A 16,917-nucleotide genomic window follows, 5' to 3' on the forward strand; every position below is an offset into this window, starting at 1 on the left:
GGTGGAGCGGATGATGCGCGACGCCAAGATCACCCAGATCTACGAGGGCACCAACCAGATCCAGCGCATGGTCATGGCCCGCCAGCTCCTGAAGTAGCACGCGGCGGCGCGGTCGAGGGGCGGGCCGTGCGGCCCGCCCCTCGGTTTCAGCGCCGTGAGTCGGATCAGTCGTGCGAGATGTCGAGGATCATGGCGCCGTTCTTGGCCCGGTGCGGCCGCAGCGTGAGGTTGTTGTAGGTCGCGTTGGAGCGGGACCAGGCCGCGTCGATCGAGGTGATCATGACCCCGTTGCGACCGCGCGAGGAGAAGGTCACCCGGCTGCCGTCGATCTTGATGTGCAGCGGGTCCAGCCCCAGCTTGCGGTCGAACGTGATCGTCTGACCGTCCTTGATCTCGACCTGGCACTCCGCGTCCTCGCAGGCCTTCAGGTCGGTGCCGTCCTTGGCCTCGGACCTCCCCCTGGGCGGCGACTCGGGCGCCGCGGCGTTCGGTTCCGGTGCGGTGTTCGGCTTCGGCTCGGCGTTGGCCGCCGCATTCGGGTCCGGCGCCGGGTCGGACACCGAGTTGATGGTGAACGGATCCATGTCGAACGCCGGGTTCGTGCCGGACGGGGCGTTCGCCTGCGGCGGGGCCGGCGGCGGCGCGGTGCGCTCGACGCTCGCGGCGGCGACGCCGCCGCTGAGCGCCACCGAGATGGCGGCGGTCGTGGTGAGCAAGCCGAGAATCCTTGTGGACATCTCTGCACTCCTGACGAGGTGGGAACTCTGCTCTCTGTGCTCTCTGACGCCCGGGCGCTACCCACCGTAGCAGAATGATGACACAGGGTGTTGACCAGGCCATTCTCGGCCGTGTCCGGCCGGGCCGCGCTCAGCCGGGCGGGCGCTCGTCCACGAGGAGGGTCTGCAGGACGCGGCCGAGCTCGCCGGAGCGGTCGGCGAGCGTCCCCTGGCAGAGCGCGCTGCCGCCCGGGGCGGCGTCCAGGGACGCGGCGAGGCACAGCCACTCGCCCACGGGGTCGCGGTGCAGCGCGACGGTCATGTCGGTGTTGATGATCAGCCACTCGGCCACATCGAGCTGGCTGCCGACGCCGGACGCGCTGTCGGCGAGCGTCAGCGCGCGGACGAGGGGCGTGTCGGCCTCGCCCGCCACCAGCGGTATCCGCGGCCGCGCCCAGACCGTCCCCGGGCCGGGTTCGCCGAAGGCGCCGCGGACGAGCCGCCACTCCATCGCGGACAGGTAGCCGTCCCGGTGCATGCCCGCCCACTCGCCGAAGGGTTCCGGCGTCCCGGGCAGGTCCGGCGGCGCGGCGGCGTGCACGACGGGCTCCAGCCGGGAGGGGGCCGCCATGATCCGCCAGGCGCTCGCGCGGACGACCGGCCGCCCCTCGTGCGTGATCTCGCCTTCGAGGAAGGCGACCCGCCTGCCGGGGCGGACCACGCGCACGCCCACCTCCAGCTCCGCCACGGGCACGGGGCTGAGGATCTCGACGGTCACCCGCGCCAGCCGGGTGCCGGGGACGGGTTCGTGCCGCTCGAAGGCACGCCCGATGAGTGCCGAGAACGGCCCGCCGTGCTGGAGGCCCGGCGACCAGGGGCCCGCCGTCGCGGGCGTGGAGGCGAACCTCCCGCCGCCGAGCGGCTCGTAGAACGATCCGGCCGGCACGTCCTCGCCCATGCTGCTTCCTCCCCGCTCGCGACTAGAAACGCATTCTAGAAGGCGGGGCGGCGGCGCGGACGCCCCGGCTCAGCCGCAGAGCTTCTGGGTGGCCGTGCCGGTCTCGATGGCGGACCCTCCCGACGGCGGCGCGCTCGGCGACTCCTTCACCTCGACCTCCTTCACGCCGGCCCAGTCCGCGCCGTCCCAGTCGGCACCGACCATCACCTGCACCTGGGAGCCGAGCGAGGAGACCTTCTTGCGCTTGGCGTCCGGGATCGCGGCGGCGAGGGTCCGGGCCGAGTCCTCCCGCCCCGGCCCGTAGAGGATCTGCGTCGTCTGCTGCCCGCGCCGCGCCACGCCCGGCACGACGGTCACCTTGAAGCCGGCCTCGCGGAGCTCGCCGCCCGCCTTGGTGGCCAGGCCGCGGGTGCCGATCGCGTTGAGGACGCGGACGGAGATGTCGCCCGGCGGCACCGTCGGCTCGTCCCCGGTCTTCTTCGTCGGCGTGGAGCTCGGCTTCGGGCTCTGCGTCGCGAGCGGCTGGTCGCGGCGGAGCCGGGTGAACAGGTCGCGCGCCTTGTGCTGGTCCCACTGGACGGTCGACTGCGGCGACGGCGCGTTCCACAGCACGGCGTCGTAGGCCGGGTTCGACAGCGGCACGTTCGCGAACGTGAGGTCGTCGGTCGACAGGTTCTTCATCTGGTCGGCGAGCCCCGGCAGGTCGTCGGCCAGCTTCTCGTCGACGCGCAGCGACTTCAGCGAGGCGTTCAGGAACCTCGTGGACTTGACCGGGTCGCCGAGCGTCTTCGTCGACAGCGCCTGCTTCATCATCGCCGCCATGAACTGCTGCTGCCGGTCGATGCGGCCGAGGTCGCTGCCGCCCGTCAGGGAGTAGCGGGCGCGGGCGAACGCGAGCGCCTTCAGGCCGTCCACGTGCGACTTGCCGGCCGGGAGCCGCAGTCCGCTCTTCTTGTCGTCGACGGCCTGCTCGGTGCACACGTCCACGCCGCCGATCGCGTCCACCATGCGCACGAACCCGTAGAAGTTCACCTCGACGTAGTGGTCGATCGACACGCCGGTCGCCTGCTTGACCGTGCTGACGGTGAGGTCGGGCCCCCCGAACTGGTAGGCCCAGGTCAGCTTGCCCGGACGGGCCGGGACCCGCGTCCCCTTGGCGCCCTCCGACCCGTTCGACCGGTGCCCCGGGATCGTCACGTAGGAGTCGCGGGGCAGGCTCACGACCGACACGCCGTCGTGGTCGCGGGACACGTGCACCAGCAGCATCGTGTCGGAGCGCTCGCCCGCCTCGTGCCCGAGCTTGGCCGCCTTCTGCTGTTCCTTCGTCAGGCCCTCGCGCCGGTCGACGCCCGCCACCAGGATGGTCATGGCGCCCTTCGGCGTGTCCCGGCCCTTGCCGAGCCCGCCGACCGACACCTTGTCGATCATTCCCGTGACGTAGTTCTGGAACGCCCACGCGCCGCCCGAGGTCAGCAGCACGAACGCCGAGGCCGTCCCGGTGAGGGTGAGGAAGCGCTTCTGCCGCCGCGCGCTCGTCGCCGCCCGCGGGCTCAGCCCCCGGCCGGGCCGGCGCGGCCCGCGCGGGCTCTCCACCGGGACGCGCGGCGCGGGCATCCCGTCGATGGTCACGCCCTCGATGTCGCCGTCGTCCTCGGCCGCGTGGGCGCCGGGACGCGGCCGGAAATAGCGCTCCAGGGGGTCGGCGTCGCCGCGACCCGAGTCGTGCCCGTCTGCCATGCCGGCCGCCGCCTCCCGATGATCACGTGCTGACGCGAGTCCACACCACTCTAAAGTGGGGGACACCCGTCCGTTCGCTACCTGGACCTCGTGTCCTTGCAGTAACGTGGCGCCGTCTTGACCACACCCCGGCGGCCCGCACGCAAACCTGGGTGGCGTGGGCTGCGTCAGACAAGCGAGCAAGAGAGAGGAAGGGGCGCCTCCCTCCGGTCCGCCGGACGGGTGCGCCCGCGAGCCCACATGAATTCGTCTCCCCATGCCCAGCGCGCCATGAACCAGGAAACCCGCTACGCCGTGAAGCCCCTTCCCGACTCCGGTCAGCGCACGTGGCCCGCCGTCTCGGTGGTGATGCCGGTCCTCAACGAGGAGCGCCACCTGACCGACGCCGTGCGCCGCATCCTCAGCCAGGACTACCCGGGCGAGCTGGAGCTCGTGCTCGCCATCGGGCCGTCCCGGGACCGCACCGAGGAGATCGCCCGCAAGCTGGCCGCCGAGGACGCGCGCGTCATCGTCGTCGCGAACCCGACGGGGCGCACCCCGCAGGGCCTCAACATCGCGATCAAGGCGTCGCAGTACTCGATCATCGTCCGGGTGGACGGGCACTCCCTGCTGCCCGCCGACTACGTGCGCGCCGCCGTGGAGACGATGGAGGAGACCGGCGCCGACAACGTCGGCGGGATCATGGCGGCCGAGGGCGTCACCCCGTTCGAGAAGGCCGTGGCGCGCGCGATGACCTCCAAGCTCGGCGTCGGCAACGCCCGCTTCCACACCGGCGGCGAGGCGGGCGAGGTGGAGACGGTCTACCTCGGCACCTTCCGCCGCAGCGCGCTCGACCGCGTCGGCGGCTACGACGAGACGTTCACCCGCGCGCAGGACTGGGAGATGAACCACCGCATCCGGCAGACCGGCGGCCGGATCTACTTCACCCCCCGCATGCGCGTCACCTACCGGCCCCGGCCCAACCTGCGGGCCCTCGCCCGGCAGTACTTCCACACCGGGCGCTGGCGGCGCGTCGTCGGGCGCGAGCACCAGGGCACGCTCAACCTGCGCTACCTCGCGCCGCCGATCGCCGTCGTGGCGATGGCGGCGGGCGTGGTCGCGGGGCTGTTCGGTTTCTGGCCCGGCTGGATCCTGCCCGGCGGGTACGCGGCCGCGATGATCGCCGGTGCCGCCGTGGAGGGGCGCGGGCTGCCCCCGGCCGCCTGGATCCGGCTCCCGCTCGTCTTCGCCACCATGCACGTGACCTGGGGTGTCGGATTCCTGACCAGCCCGCCTCGGCTCGGTCAGCCCGCTCCGATCAAACCCGGCGAATCCATCCAGTAGCGGGACAAAAAAGTACGACCACCACCGAACCGCCATGGTGCGCGGCCCGTCCGACCGTTAGGTTTGGCGGGATCTCGCCCGCCGCAGTACGGAGGTGGCCATGTCCAACGGAGCGCGCCACGGCCTGGGCGTGTTGATCGGGCTCGTGGTGACCCCCGTGATCGCGCTGTGCCTGATGTACAGCACGACCAAGTTCACGGAGTACTTCCGGTACTTCTTCACCCGGGGCGGCGAGGACCGCTGGATCGGCGCCGCGGTGGTCCTGGTGGCGGCGGTGCTGGTGGGCCTGGCCGCCGGGTCGCGCGTCTCGCCGCTCGCCTCGCTGATCCCGGGAGCCGCCTACACGGCGATCGGCGTCCTCTGGCTCGCGTCGCCGCGCTTCGCGGTCGGGCACTCCGGACGCGATCTGCTGGGCCGCGAGCTCTACCTCGGCTACGCGACGCTCGCCCCCTACGGGATCTTCCTGCTGCTGGGCGTCGCGCTCCTGGTCGCCTCGCTCGCGCCGTCGCGGTGGAAGGCCCGCACGGCCGCCGCGCCCCGCTTCGGCGGACCGCCGCCCGCGCCGATGGGCCCGCCGCCCATGCACGGCGCCCAGGCGCCCATGGGAGCGCCGCAGCCGCCTCCCTCGCCCGGACAGGGCCCGCCCTGGCAGGGCGGGCCGCAGTACGGGCAGCCGCCCGCTCAGCCGCACGGGCGGCCGTCCGACTCGAACCCGCCTCCACTGCCGCCGGCCCGGCGCGCCGAGAACGCCCGGCCCGAGCCGCCCGCCAGGAGCGGCTCGGACGACGACGAGCCCCCGGGCGAGTGGACGCAGATGTACGGCGGCAACCGCCCGAGCTGACCTCCCGCCACCGGCGCCTTGCCGCCGACGCCTCAGACGGCCGCGAGCACGCCGGGGACGTCGTTGACCACCATCGCGTCGAACCCGGCCGCCGCGTAGGTCGGGGCCGCCTCGGCCGACGGGCACCAGGCGACCGCCTCCAGGCCCGCCTTGTGCGCGATCTCCACGCAGTGCTCCAGCGGCCGCAGCCGGGTGTCGGGGTGCTCGGTGCCGCACGACCCGGTGTGCACGGCGACGACGTCCATGCCGAGGCCCGCCGCGGCCGGGACGGCGTGCCACAGCGGGAACCGCAGCCACGTCAGCAGCCCGAGCGGGACGCCCGGCGCCTCCTCGCGCAGGAACATCAGCAGCGACGGGTCGAACGAGGTGACGAGCAGCCGGCGCCGCTCCGCCTCCCGCCTCAGCACCGGGGCCAGGAGCGCCCCGGTGCGGCGGGACGGCTCGTCCAGCGCGTCCTCCAGCACGGTCTTGACGTCCACGTCCACCGCGACGTCCGCCGGCAGCGCGTCGAAGATCTCGGTGAGCCGCGGCAGGCCGCTCGCGGTCGCGGGCAGGTCGACCAGGTGGTCGCCGTCCACGGTCGTCGGGTCGTGCCGCAGGACGAGGACGTCGTCGGCGGTCCGCGTCACGTCGATCTCGATCCAGGACAGGCCCGCCTCCACCGCGGCGAGCATCGAGGGCAGCGTGTTCTCGGCGACGGCCTCCCGCGCCCCGGGCGGGGTGACCTCGCCCGAGCCGAAGCCGCGGTGGCCGATGACGGTGGGGGTGTTCTCGAAGATCACGGTGCTTCCTCGCTGGCGAGATGTTCGGCGATGACGGCGTCGAGCGGCTGGGTGACCTTGAGATTGCGCTCGCTGCCCGCCACGACCCGGATCGGGACGCCCGGCAGGTAGCGGTGCACGATCCCGCAGTCGTCGGTGGCGCGCAGCCCCGGGTCGGCGAGGGCGAGCTCGTAGGCCTTGCGGATCGTGCCGAGCCGGAACCCCTGCGGCGTCTGGAACCGGGTCAGCGTCTCGCGCGGCGGCATCGACGCGACCGTCCCGTCCTCGACCACCACGATCGTGTCGGACGACGGCACGCCGACCGCGACGGCCTCGCAGGCGTCCAGCGCGCCCAGCACGCGGTCGATGACCGCGCGGTCGACGAACGGGCGGGCCGCGTCGTGGAACAGGACGCGGACGTCGTCCGGACGGTCGTCCAGCAGGCGCAGCGCCGCCACCGTGGACGCGGTCCGGGTCGCGCCGCCCTCGATCACCGCCGCCGTCTTGGCGAACGGCGCGGTGATCGCGGCGGCCTCGCGCAGATGCCCGGGCGCCATCACCACCACGACCTCGCCGATGCCCGGATGGGCGTCGAACGCGCCGACCGCGTGCGCCAGGATCGGCCGCCCGCCGACCTCCATGAGCTGTTTGGGGCGCCCGGCGCCCATGCGCTCGCCGACCCCGCCGGCGAGCACCACCGCAACCGTCCGCGTCGCCATCTCTTCCCGGTTTCCATGACTCGACGTAGTCGATCCACTACGCTTTGCACTGCTCCAGCTTCTGTGACCGGCCCGGAGGCACCGATGGATCAGGCGCCCGCGCGTGAGCGGCCGGTCGCGCTCAACGTACCGGACCACCCCGCGATCACCCGCCCGGATCGAGAGGCCGCCGATGCCGTGGACACCGTGGATGCAGATGAGGAGGGCGCGCGCCCGCGCGGCCGCGCCGAGCCCGGCGACGGCCTCGTCGCCGCGTACCTGACCGGACCCTGCGCCGCGGCCGTCGCCCGGTGGGCCGGCGAGCGCGGGGTCACCGCCGGCGCCGTGTCGGCGTCCTCGCTCGCGCTCGCGGGCCTGGCGGCGGTGTGGTTCTCCGCCGGCGCGCGGAGCGGCCTCGTCGCCGGCGCGCTGATGCTGGCCGCCTCGCTCGTCCTCGGGCAGGCGGGTGCGGGCCTCGGCCGCCGGGCGAGCCCGTTCGCCGTCCGCCCGGACGCCGTCCTCGACCGCGCGGGGGAGCTCGCCGTCTACGCGGGCCTGGCGGCCGGGGCCGCGGCCTCCGGAGGGAGCGCGTGGTGGCCGGCGGTGGGCGCGGCGGCGCTGCTGTCCGTCCGCCACACGGTCTCGGCCTCGTACGCGGCGGGCCGGCACGCGCGCCGCCCCCGTCCGTCCCGGCGCGGCCGGTCCCTGCGGGGCGCGGTCGCGCGGCGGGCCGCCAAGAGCCTGCGGCTGCCGCTCGGCGAGCGGTTCGCGCTGATCGCCCTCACCGCCGCCCTCGCCGACGCGCGGCTGACGTTCGCCGCCCTGCTCGCGTGGGGCTCGGCCGCCGCCGCGCTGACCCTGGGCGGACGGGTGGCGAGGTCGCTGGCGCCATGACGACCGTGCGGACCCACCGCGACGACGGCCCGCTGTCGCACGCCCTCGGCCGGGTGGCGGGCGGGAGGCTCCCGCCGCTGCCGGTCGCCGTGCTCGCGGCGGCCGCCGCGGGCGTCCTGCTCGCCGCGGGCCCGCAGCCCGGAACGCGGCTCGGGCCCGAACCGGCGGTGTTCGCGCCGCTCGTCGTGCTGCTGCTGGCCGGGCCGGCGTCCGAGAACCCGCACGCCGGGCGGCTGGACTGGCTGGTTCCGCCCATTCTGCGCGGGATCGAGTATGGTTACCTCGCCGTGTTGGGGGACGCGCGGGCAGTCCCGGCGCCGCTCGTCTACGTGCTGCTCACGGTTCTCGCGCTCCACCACTACGACGCCGCCTACCGCACCCGCCAGGGGCGCCGGCCGCCGCGGTGGGTCCGCCTCGCCGGGCTCGGCTGGGAGGGCCGGATGCTGTTCACGGCCTTCGCGGGGGTGTTCGCGCCGCTTCCGTTCGCGTACGCGGCGCTGGCCGCCTACCTTGGCGTGTTGTCCGGCGGAGAGAGCGCCGCCACGTGGGCGCGGCACGGCCGCGCCGGCGGAGTGACGATCGACCTGACGAAGAAGTTGTCCGGGGGTGTGGGGGACGGTCCCCACGGCGAGAGGGAGAAGAGAGCATGATCGGCATGGTGCTGGCGGCGGGCGCGGGCCGGAGGCTGCGGCCGTACACCGACACCCTCCCCAAGGCCCTGGTCCCCGTGGACGGCGAGACCACCATCCTCGACATCGCCCTCGGCAACCTCGCCGAGGTCGGGCTGACCGACGTCGTGATCGTCGTCGGCTACCGCGCGGAAGCGGTGCGCGAGCGCAAGGCGGCCCTTGAGGAGCGGTACGGCGTGTCGCTCACGCTCGTCCACAACGACAAGGCCGAGGAGTGGAACAACGCCTACTCCATGTGGCTTGCTCGGGAGCACTTCTCCAAGGGCGTCCTGATGGTCAACGGCGACACGGTCCATCCGGTGAGCGTCGAGAAGACCCTATTGGCGAACCGCGGACCGGACATCCTCCTGGCGGTGGACGACGTGAAAACTCTCGCCGACGAGGAGATGAAGGTGATCCTCGACGGTGAGGGCCACCTGCGGACCATCACCAAGCTGATGGACCCCGCCACCGCGAACGGCGAGTACATCGGCGCCACCCTGATCGAGCCGGCCGCCGCCGGGCCGCTGGCCGACGCGCTCAAGGCCACCTGGGAGGGCGACCCCGACCTCTACTACGAGGACGGCTACCAGGAGCTCGTGAACCGAGGCGGCCGCATCGGCGCCGCGCCCATCGGCGAGGTCGCCTGGGTCGAGGTCGACGACCACGACGACCTGGAGAAGGCCCGCCGGATCGCCAAGGGCTACTGACCGCACGCCCGGCACGACGCGAGGAGGCCCATGCCCCTGCTGACGCGGATGCTGAACGCGCCGCTGTCCATCGACGTGCGGCGCGGAGCCGTGGCGACCCTCGGCGAGCTGCTCGCCGACAGGCGGATCGTCACCGAGGGGCGCGTCGCGATCGCCGTCGGCCCCGGCCAGGGCGACCAGATCGCCGAGCACGTCCGGCCGTCCCTGTCCGCCTGCGAGGTGTTCCACGTCGAGGGCGGCACCGTGGACGCGGCGGTCAGCCTCGGCTCCCGGCTGCGCGCCGGGTCCTACGAGGCGGTCGTCGGCATCGGCGGCGGCCGGACGATCGACGCCACCAAGTACGCGGCGACGCTGTCGGGCATCCCGATGGTGTCGGTCGCCACGAACCTGTCGCACGACGGGATCTGCTCGCCGGTCGCCTCCCTCGTCCACGACAAGGGCAAGGGCTCGTTCGGCGTCGTGATGCCGCTGGCGATGATCGTCGACCTCGACTACGTGCGCGCCGCGCCCGACCGGCTCGTCCGCGCCGGGATCGGCGACGTGGTGAGCAACTTCTCCGCCGTGGAGGACTGGCTCCTCGCGGCCGACGAGTGCGGCGAGCGGGTCGACCGGATGGCGCTCACCGTGGCGCGCACCGCCGCCGAGGCCCTGCTGCACCAGCCCGGCACGATCGACTCGGACCGGTTCCTGACCGTCCTCGCCGAGGGGCTCGTGCTGTCGGGGATGGCGATGGCGTTCGCCGGGGACTCCCGCCCGGCGTCCGGCGGCGACCACGAGATCCTGCACGCGATCGACCACCTCTTCCCCGACACCGCCAACCACGGCGAGCTGGCCGGGATCGGCGCCGCGTTCTGCTACCACCTGCGCGCCACCCGGCTCGGCACGGGGCACGAGCGGCTCGAAGAGATCCTCACCTGCCTCGGACGGCACGGACTGCCCCGGTTCCCGGCCGACATCGGGCTGTCCCCCGAGCAGTTCGCGGAGGCGGTGCGGTACGCCCCGCAGACCCGTCCCGGCCGCTATACGATCTTGGAACACCTCAGCCTCGACGAGGACGAGACGCGCAAGGCGGTGCACGAGTATGTCCAGGCCCATGGAGGCTGAGCTGTCCGGGCAGAACCCTTCCACGCAGCCCCCCGGCTCCCCCGAACCGTCCGGTGCCGCGGAGCCCCCGGGCGACGACCACCGGCCGCACCGCAAGGGTGCGAGGATCGCCGACATCCGCCGGTACGGCCAGCCGCCCGGTCTGAAGGACCGGCGCAACGAGGAGCACTGGGCGGGCCGCCTCTACATGCGCGACCTGTCCCCGTTCTTCGGGTGGATCGCGCTGCGGCTCGGGTTCAGCCCCAACCAGCTGACCTACCTGATGATGCTCAGCGGCGTCCTCGCCGGCGTCGCGGTGTCGCTGCCCGCCGACCCGCTGTGGACGGCGCTCGCCGGCGCGTTCCTCATCCAGGTCTACCTGCTGCTCGACTGCGTCGACGGAGAGGTCGCCCGCTACCTGCGGCAGACGTCGGTCGCCGGGGTGTTCCTCGACCGGATCGGCCACTACCTGTCGGAGGTGTCGCTGCTCGCCGGGCTCGGCTTCATGGCGCAGGGCGGCTGGGAGAACGGCGGCTGGGTCGAGCTCGGCCTGCTCGCCGCCCTCGGCGCCGCGCTGATCAAGGCGGAGACCGACAACGTCGTCGTCGCCCGCGCCAAGTCCGGGCTGCCCGCCGACCCGACCGGCGGCGACCGCGCGCTGCGGCCCCGCTCCACCGGCATCGCGCTGGCCCGGCAGGCGGCGTCCATGCTGCGCTTCCACCGCATCATCGGCGCGGTCGAGCTGTCGCTGCTGATCCTCGCCGCCGCCGTGATCGACACGCTCACGGGCGCGGACGACCCCGTCGCGGTCCGCGTCCTGATGGCCGCGGTCGCCGCCGTCGCCGTCCTCCAGACCCTGCTGCACCTGGTCAGCATCCTGGCCTCCCGGAGGCTGAAGTGAAACTGTCCGTCGTCGTCCTCACCATGGGCAACCGGCCGCAGGAGCTCGCCCGCGCCGTGCGCAGCGCCCTGGAGCAGGAGCACGTGGACGTCGAGGTCGTCCTCGTCGGCAACGGCGCCGACCCCGTCGGCGAGGCGGCGGGCGCGCCGCCGTTCGACGACGAGCGCGTCAAGACCCTCAGCCTCCCGAAGAACCTCGGCATCCCGGGCGGCCGCAACCGCGGCGTGGAGGCGTCCTGCGGCGACGTCATCCTCTTCCTGGACGACGACGGCTGGTACCGCTCGCCCCGCCTCGGCGCCCACCTGCGCGACCGGTTCTCCGCCGAACCCGACCTCGGCGTCGTCTCGTTCCGCGTCCGCGACCCCGAGGGCGGGCGCGGCGAGCGCCGCCACGTCCCCCGGCTGCGCGCGGGCGACCCGGAGCGCTCGTCCGCCGCCACCACGTTCCTCGGCGGCGCCTGCGCGATGCGGCGCGCCGCGTTCGACGCCGGCGGCGGCCTCCCGGAGGACTTCTTCTACGCCCACGAGGAGACCGACCTCGCCTGGCAGATCCTCAACGCCGGCTACCGCATCGTCTACGACGCCTCGGCGGTGATGTTCCACCCCGCCGTCCTGCCCACGCGGCACGCGATGTTCTACCGCTACAACGCCCGCAACCGCGTGTGGCTGGCCCGCCGCAACCTGCCGTGGCCCCTGGCGCTCACCTATCTCACCGTGTGGGTCGGCATGACCGTCCTGCGCGAGCGCAAGCCGAGCGCCCTCAAGCCCTGGTTCAAGGGCTTCCTGGAGGGCTGGCGCAAGCCCGCCGGCCCCCGCCGCCCCATCTCCTACCGCACCGCCTGGCGCATGACCCGCACGGGCCGCCCCCCGATCATCTAAGGGGTGGTCACGGCCGCCACGATGAGGTGGGTCAGTTCGGTCGTGATGTCGTCGAGGGGGACGTTCTGGTCGCGGGCCGACCAGTGGTGGACGAGGTTGTTCACGGCGCCGATGACGGCGATCATCGTGAGGCGGTGGTCGCGGTCGACGGCCTCGCCGCGGGCGGCGGCCTCGCGGACCAGCGCGAGCATCGCGTCCTCCCACTGGCCGCGCCAGCGGAAGCGGTGCCGCTCCAGGCCGGAGCTGACGCCGATCACCTCGACGAACGCGATGCGGGCCCAGCGCGGGTCGCTCGCGGTGACGGTGACGAACGCGCGGACGGCGCCCTCGACGCGGGCCGGGAAGCCGGCGCCCGCCGCCTGCGCGTACGCGGCGGAGACGGCCTCGGCGGCGCGCTCGTTGATGCCGCGGTGCAGCGCGGTGAGCAGTTCCTCGCGCCCGGAGAACTCCTCGTAGAAATTGCGGGTCGACACGCTCGCCGTCGCGCACAGCCGCTCGATGGACGTCGCCGCGTAGCCGCGCGTCCCGAACAGTTCGAGCCCGGCGGCCAGCAGCCGGTCGCGCCGCTCCGCGCGGCGCTCCTCGGCCGACCGGCCCGCGTAGCTGCGCCTGGGTGCGGGATTGCGGCCGCTCATCGATCTCCGTTCACCCGTGCGGATGGGGCAGCGCCAGCCTAACCCCGAGCAGATCGGCGGAGGGTCCCGTCAGCCGGTGATCAGCGCGTCCCTCCACTGCGGGTCGGCGGTGAGGACGGTCAGGCGCTGCGTGGCCCGCGACACCGCCACGTACAGCACGCGCAGCCCGCGCGGGGACTGGGCGGCGACGGTCTCGGGCGCCACGATGACGGCCGCGTCGAACTCCAGGCCCTTGGCCTCCAGGACGTCCAGCACCTGGACGCGCTCGGGCAGTCCGGCGCCGAGCCGGTCGCGGTCGGCGGCGTCCCAGGCGGTGGCGGGCTCGCCGAACAGCGAGGCCTGGCCGCCGGACTCCGCCAGGCAGAGCGGGACGATCAGGCCGATGGTGCCCTCGACCTGGCCGAGCAGCTCCTCGACGGCGGCGCGGGCGGCGGAGCCGAGACCGGGTTCGGGGACGACCTGGACGACCGGCTCGATCCCGGACGTGCGGACGGCGCGGGCCGGCCTCGCCTCCGGCAGCGCGCGGGCGAGCACCCGCGCGGAGACCGCCGCGATCTCGGTGGAGTTGCGGTAGTTCGTGGTCAGCTCGTACTCGTGCCGGGCGCGGGGCGGGGACGCCTTGCGGTTCCGGCGGCGGCCCCGGGACGAGGGGCGTTCGCCGCCGAGCGCGGCCTCCATCGCCCGCCGGGCGGCGGCCAGGTCCTCCCAGGCGCTCTGGGCGGGGTCCTCGACGATCGTCCAGCTCGCCTGGCGGCCGCGGCGGCCGAGCATCCGCCACTGCATGGGGGACAGGTCCTGCGCCTCGTCCACGACGAGGTGCGCGTACTCGGGGCGCTCCTCGACCACGCCGTCGTCCACCCGCCGGGAGCGCTCCAGCCGCTCCATGGACGTGGTGAGCTCCTGCATCTCCGGCTCCCACGTCTCGTCCGCGACCTCCTCGCCGGTGAGGATGTTGACGCCGTCCACGACGAACGGGTCGTCCTCGGACGGGGCCCTGCGGCGGCGGGACGGGCGGGGCGGGGAGCCGAGCAGCGCGTCGAGTTCGTCCAGCAGCGCGACGTCCTGGTAGCTGAGCGGCGCGCCGTCGCCGGCCCAGGACGCGGCCAGCGGCCCGACGTCGGCGCGGTCGAGGTCGCGTCCGGCGGCGGCGCGCAGCCGGGCCGGGTCGCCGAGCGAGCGCAGCACGTCCAGCGGGCCGCGGATCGGCCACCAGGCGACGAGGAAGTCGGTGAACGCGCGCTGCTCGCGGACCCGCGCGTCGAACCGGGCGCGCTTCGGGTCGCCGTTGCCGCCGCCGCTCCCGCGCGCGGGCTCCTCGTCGAGGGAGCCCAGCCCGTCGGCGGCGAGGATCGCGTTCCACAGGCCGGCCTCGGCGCCCTCCTCGGCCTCGGCCGCCTCGGGGCCACCGATCTCGCCGAAGCGGTGCCAGAGGGCGTCCAGGAGCATCTCCGCGGCCCTGCCGCGCGCCGCGTTCACGCTGCCGCGGCTGCGCCGGTGGACCTCGTTCCTGATGCGGTCGAGGCGGGCGCGGTCGAGGGTGACGACGACGCCCCTGAACACCACGCGCAGCTCGTCCGGGGCGCCGGGAGCATGGTCGGCCACGGCGCGCCGCAGCACCGTCACCATCGCCTCCGCGCCCTTGACGCGGGCGAGCCGCGGCGTGTCGTGGACGGTCGCGGTGACGCCGTCGACGAGGTCGCCGAGCGAGCGGAGGGTCGCCGAGCCCTCGCCGAGCGAGGGCAGCACCCGCTCGATGTAGGCGGTGAACCGGCGGTTCGGGCCGACGACGAGGACGCCGCGGGATCCGAACCGGCGGCGGTGCCGGAACAGCAGGTAGGCGACGCGGTGCAGCGCCACGGCGGTCTTGCCGGTGCCGGGGGCGCCGCGCACGAGGACCGTCCCGTCGGCGGGCGCGCGGATCACCTCGTCCTGCTCCCGCTGGATCGTCGCGACGATGTCGCGCATCGCGCCCTCGCGGGTGCGGGCGAGCGAGGCGAGGAAGGCGCCGTCGCCGATGACCGTCATCCCGTCGGACGCCTCCGGGTCGAGCAGGTCGTCCTCCAGGTCGACGACGGTGTGGCCGCGCGAGTGCAGCACGCGGCGGCGCACGACGCCGCGCGGGTCCTCGGGGGTGGCGCGGTAGAAGTCCTCGGCGGCGGGCGCCCGCCAGTCGATGACGAGGGAGTCGTGCTCGCCGGTGCGGACGCCGACGCGGCCGACGTAGCGGACCTCGCGGGAGGCGAGGTCGAGCCGGCCGAACACCAGGCCGTCGTCGGCCACGTCGAGGGCCTGGACGCGCAGGGCCGCCTGGTGGACCATCGCGTCCCGGTCCACGAGCGAGCCCTTGGTGCCGGCGAGCGACTGGCGGTAGCCCTCGCGGATCATGGCCTGGGCGTCCGCGCGCATCTCCTCCAGTCGCGCGTAGGCGGTGTCGACGTAGCGCTGTTCGACGGCGATCTCCCGATCCTTCACCGTGCCGCCGGGACCGGTCGGCCGCCCGTTGACCTGGGACGACATGCAGGCTGCTCCTCGCGCGTGTGTCATGCCGGGGACATCCCCCCGGCACCCCGAAGGCGAAAGAGACAGCTTATGCGGTTCCGGCGGCGCTCAGCGTCGGCCGAGCGTCGCCAGGAGCGGTCGGCGCGCCTGCCCGACCCGTACGTGGACGCCCTGGGCGGGGCGCGCGAGCGAGCGGTCCATCGCGTCGAGGACGAGGCCGTGCGGTGTGCCGGCCGCCGCGTGGACGCAGCGCAGCGTCACGCCCCGCCCGCCGTGCTCGGCCCACAGCGCGTCCGCGTAGGCGGCCACGGCCGCGGCGGACGGGCTCGCGGGCGGGCCGGAGGCGTCCGGGCAGAGGAACAGCTCCCCGGCCCGTCCCCGTGGGGGGCGACCCCCGGCACTCCCCGGCGAGGGCGGGTCCGACCCGGGCTCCTCCGCTCCGCCGGCGCTCCGCTCCGGGGACCGGGTCGAACGTTCCAGCATCCCCGGCAGCGTGGCCTGGACGACGTTGACGGTGCCGAGGACGTTGAGCCGCAGGACGTCCTCCACCTCGCCGAGGGGCTGCGCCAGAACCGGCCCGGACGGCGCGGCCGAAGCGGCGTGGACGACGCGGTGCACCGGGCCCGTCATCGCCAGCACCTGCGCCAACGCGTCGGGGTCGGTGACGTCGCACACCCGCACGTGCGTGTTGGGGGAGCGATGCGCCGTCTTGGCGAGGCCGATCTCGTCCACGTCCAACGCGACGACGTCCCACGCCGCCGCGGCCAGCCGGCGCGCCGCCACGGCGCCGAGCCCGTGCGCGGCGCCCGTCACCAGAGCCGTCCGCTTCACGTGCGCACCTCCTCGGCGCCCTGGAAGACCATCTGCAGGTGCCCGACCGTGCTCGTGGTGAGCGCCCGCGCCCGGTCGAGCCCGAGGCCGCGCAGATCGTCCGCCACCGGATGGTCGCCGAGGACGACCGTCGCGCCGCCCGGACGGGTCCGGACGGCGGACGGCGTGAGCGTCCAGGGGGTCCGGCGCGTCACACCGTCCAGGCAGGAGTAGGCGTCGACGCTCGGGGCGGCCGAGCCGGCCGGCATCGGCACGCCGGGGCGGATCGCCACCTCGATCGCCGTCCGCCCGCCGATCCGCACCGCGCAGCGCTTCACACGCCCGGCGAGGTCCATGGGGATGTCGGCGATCTCCTTGGGGAAGCCCCAGATCGACCGTCCGGCCTCCAGGGTGAACTCCTGGTTGACCGGCAGCCAGTGGATGAACGCCCCGATCCCGCGCATCCGCCCGAGCACGCCCGGCGACGGGGCCGCGTCGGGCGGGCGCACCAGGAACGCGACGGCGAACTCGTGGTACGGGCCGAGGTCGCCCTCGGCGTACCGGACGAACGCCAGCGAGCAGACGGCCCTGCCGGGCAGCGGCTCCGCCACGGCGAGCCCGGAGTAGGCGATGACGTCCTGGGCGGCGCCGGCGGGCACGGCGAACATCGCCGAGCCGACGGCGGCGTCACGGATCCTTACCGGGAGGGTGACCCGCTCCCCCTGGATCGCGTGCGCCTGCGCGGTCGTTGTCACACCGCTAAGTAGAACAGGTTCTTGTTTTGCTGCCAAGCGCCGGAGCCGGG

General features: G+C 74.3%; 18 protein-coding genes. 9 read left to right on the top strand and 9 right to left on the bottom strand.

The features are described from left to right. A partial coding sequence (locus tag CHC11_RS33350) for an acyl-CoA dehydrogenase family protein (RefSeq protein ID WP_131764087.1) occupies positions 1 to 97 on the top strand: 97 nt, incomplete at its 5' end. 67 nt (positions 98 to 164) lie between these two features. Here CHC11_RS33350 and CHC11_RS33355 read toward each other — a convergent pair. From CHC11_RS33355 to CHC11_RS33365, 3 genes are all read right to left on the bottom strand, one after another. Next, positions 165 to 737 carry an RAD23 family protein gene (locus tag CHC11_RS33355; RefSeq protein ID WP_143227414.1) on the bottom strand — a complete coding sequence of 191 codons (573 nt, stop codon included), beginning with the start codon at positions 735 to 737 and terminating at the stop codon, positions 165 to 167. Positions 738 to 867: 130 nt separating this feature from the next. Next, positions 868 to 1,674, bottom strand: a complete 807-nt coding sequence (locus CHC11_RS33360; RefSeq protein ID WP_089315866.1) for a thioesterase family protein — start codon at positions 1,672 to 1,674, stop codon at positions 868 to 870. A 69-nt stretch (positions 1,675 to 1,743) separates the two neighbouring features. Beyond that, entirely contained in the window at positions 1,744 to 3,411 is a 1,668-nt protein-coding gene (locus CHC11_RS33365; RefSeq protein ID WP_089315867.1) for an LCP family protein, read from the bottom strand. Between the two features lie 270 nt (positions 3,412 to 3,681). On the opposite strand from CHC11_RS33365, the gene CHC11_RS33370 reads away from it, so the two are divergent. Next, a complete protein-coding gene (locus CHC11_RS33370; RefSeq protein WP_089315868.1) occupies positions 3,682 to 4,734 on the top strand; it encodes a glycosyltransferase family 2 protein in 1,053 nt (350 codons plus the stop codon). A 100-nt stretch (positions 4,735 to 4,834) separates the two neighbouring features. After that, a complete protein-coding gene (locus CHC11_RS43595; RefSeq protein WP_089315869.1) occupies positions 4,835 to 5,575 on the top strand; it encodes a hypothetical protein in 741 nt (246 codons plus the stop codon). Positions 5,576 to 5,607: 32 nt separating this feature from the next. Here the strand turns inward: CHC11_RS43595 and CHC11_RS33380 are convergent, their stop codons facing one another. Together CHC11_RS33380 and ispD are read right to left on the bottom strand one after the other, a co-directional pair. Continuing rightward, the gene (locus CHC11_RS33380) at positions 5,608 to 6,357 is read right to left on the bottom strand and encodes a glycerophosphodiester phosphodiesterase (protein ID WP_089315870.1); all 750 of its coding nucleotides are present in this window, start codon (positions 6,355 to 6,357) and stop codon (positions 5,608 to 5,610) included. Beyond that, complete coding sequence (gene ispD / locus CHC11_RS33385; RefSeq protein ID WP_089315871.1) at positions 6,354 to 7,055, bottom strand: 2-C-methyl-D-erythritol 4-phosphate cytidylyltransferase; 702 nt, start codon at positions 7,053 to 7,055, stop codon at positions 6,354 to 6,356. The genes CHC11_RS33380 and ispD overlap by 4 nt, the downstream gene beginning before the upstream one ends. Before the next feature lie 84 nt (positions 7,056 to 7,139). On the opposite strand from ispD, the gene CHC11_RS43720 reads away from it, so the two are divergent. The 6 genes from CHC11_RS43720 to CHC11_RS33415 are packed head-to-tail and all read left to right on the top strand — an operon-like array spanning position 7,140 to position 12,168. Then, entirely contained in the window at positions 7,140 to 7,928 is a 789-nt protein-coding gene (locus CHC11_RS43720; protein WP_089315872.1) for a DUF5941 domain-containing protein, read from the top strand. Beyond that, positions 7,925 to 8,578 carry a DUF5941 domain-containing protein gene (locus tag CHC11_RS43725; RefSeq protein WP_089315873.1) on the top strand — a complete coding sequence of 218 codons (654 nt, stop codon included), beginning with the start codon at positions 7,925 to 7,927 and terminating at the stop codon, positions 8,576 to 8,578. The genes CHC11_RS43720 and CHC11_RS43725 overlap by 4 nt, the downstream gene beginning before the upstream one ends. Further along, entirely contained in the window at positions 8,575 to 9,306 is a 732-nt protein-coding gene (locus CHC11_RS33400; protein ID WP_089315874.1) for a phosphocholine cytidylyltransferase family protein, read from the top strand. The genes CHC11_RS43725 and CHC11_RS33400 overlap by 4 nt, the downstream gene beginning before the upstream one ends. Positions 9,307 to 9,354: 48 nt before the next feature. Further along, positions 9,355 to 10,410, top strand: a complete 1,056-nt coding sequence (locus CHC11_RS33405; RefSeq protein WP_179279137.1) for an iron-containing alcohol dehydrogenase family protein — start codon at positions 9,355 to 9,357, stop codon at positions 10,408 to 10,410. Continuing rightward, positions 10,400 to 11,290: a CDP-alcohol phosphatidyltransferase family protein gene (locus CHC11_RS33410; RefSeq protein WP_089315876.1), complete on the top strand. Its 891-nt coding sequence runs from the start codon at positions 10,400 to 10,402 to the stop codon at positions 11,288 to 11,290. Before CHC11_RS33405 ends, CHC11_RS33410 begins: the two co-directional genes overlap by 11 nt. Before the next feature lie 23 nt (positions 11,291 to 11,313). Further along, complete coding sequence (locus CHC11_RS33415) at positions 11,314 to 12,168, top strand: glycosyltransferase family 2 protein (RefSeq protein ID WP_089315976.1); 855 nt, start codon at positions 11,314 to 11,316, stop codon at positions 12,166 to 12,168. Here CHC11_RS33415 and CHC11_RS33420 read toward each other — a convergent pair. From CHC11_RS33420 to CHC11_RS33435, 4 genes are all read right to left on the bottom strand, one after another. Next, on the bottom strand, positions 12,165 to 12,803 hold the full coding sequence (locus CHC11_RS33420) for a TetR/AcrR family transcriptional regulator (protein WP_089315877.1): 639 nt from the start codon (positions 12,801 to 12,803) through the stop codon (positions 12,165 to 12,167). The two genes, CHC11_RS33415 and CHC11_RS33420, sit on opposite strands and share 4 nt — an antisense overlap. A gap of 69 nt (positions 12,804 to 12,872) precedes the next feature. Next, positions 12,873 to 15,320: a HelD family protein gene (locus CHC11_RS33425; protein ID WP_089315878.1), complete on the bottom strand. Its 2,448-nt coding sequence runs from the start codon at positions 15,318 to 15,320 to the stop codon at positions 12,873 to 12,875. A 90-nt stretch (positions 15,321 to 15,410) separates the two neighbouring features. Beyond that, on the bottom strand, positions 15,411 to 16,133 hold the full coding sequence (locus CHC11_RS33430; protein WP_089315879.1) for an SDR family NAD(P)-dependent oxidoreductase: 723 nt from the start codon (positions 16,131 to 16,133) through the stop codon (positions 15,411 to 15,413). Then, positions 16,130 to 16,867, bottom strand: coding sequence for an acetoacetate decarboxylase family protein (locus CHC11_RS33435; protein ID WP_245920100.1), 738 nt, complete (start codon positions 16,865 to 16,867; stop codon positions 16,130 to 16,132). The genes CHC11_RS33430 and CHC11_RS33435 overlap by 4 nt, the downstream gene beginning before the upstream one ends. Positions 16,868 to 16,917: the final 50 nt, after the last annotated feature.

This window comes from Actinomadura mexicana, assembly GCF_900188105.1.
In the GTDB taxonomy this organism is placed as follows: Bacteria; Actinomycetota; Actinomycetes; order Streptosporangiales; family Streptosporangiaceae; genus Spirillospora; species Spirillospora mexicana.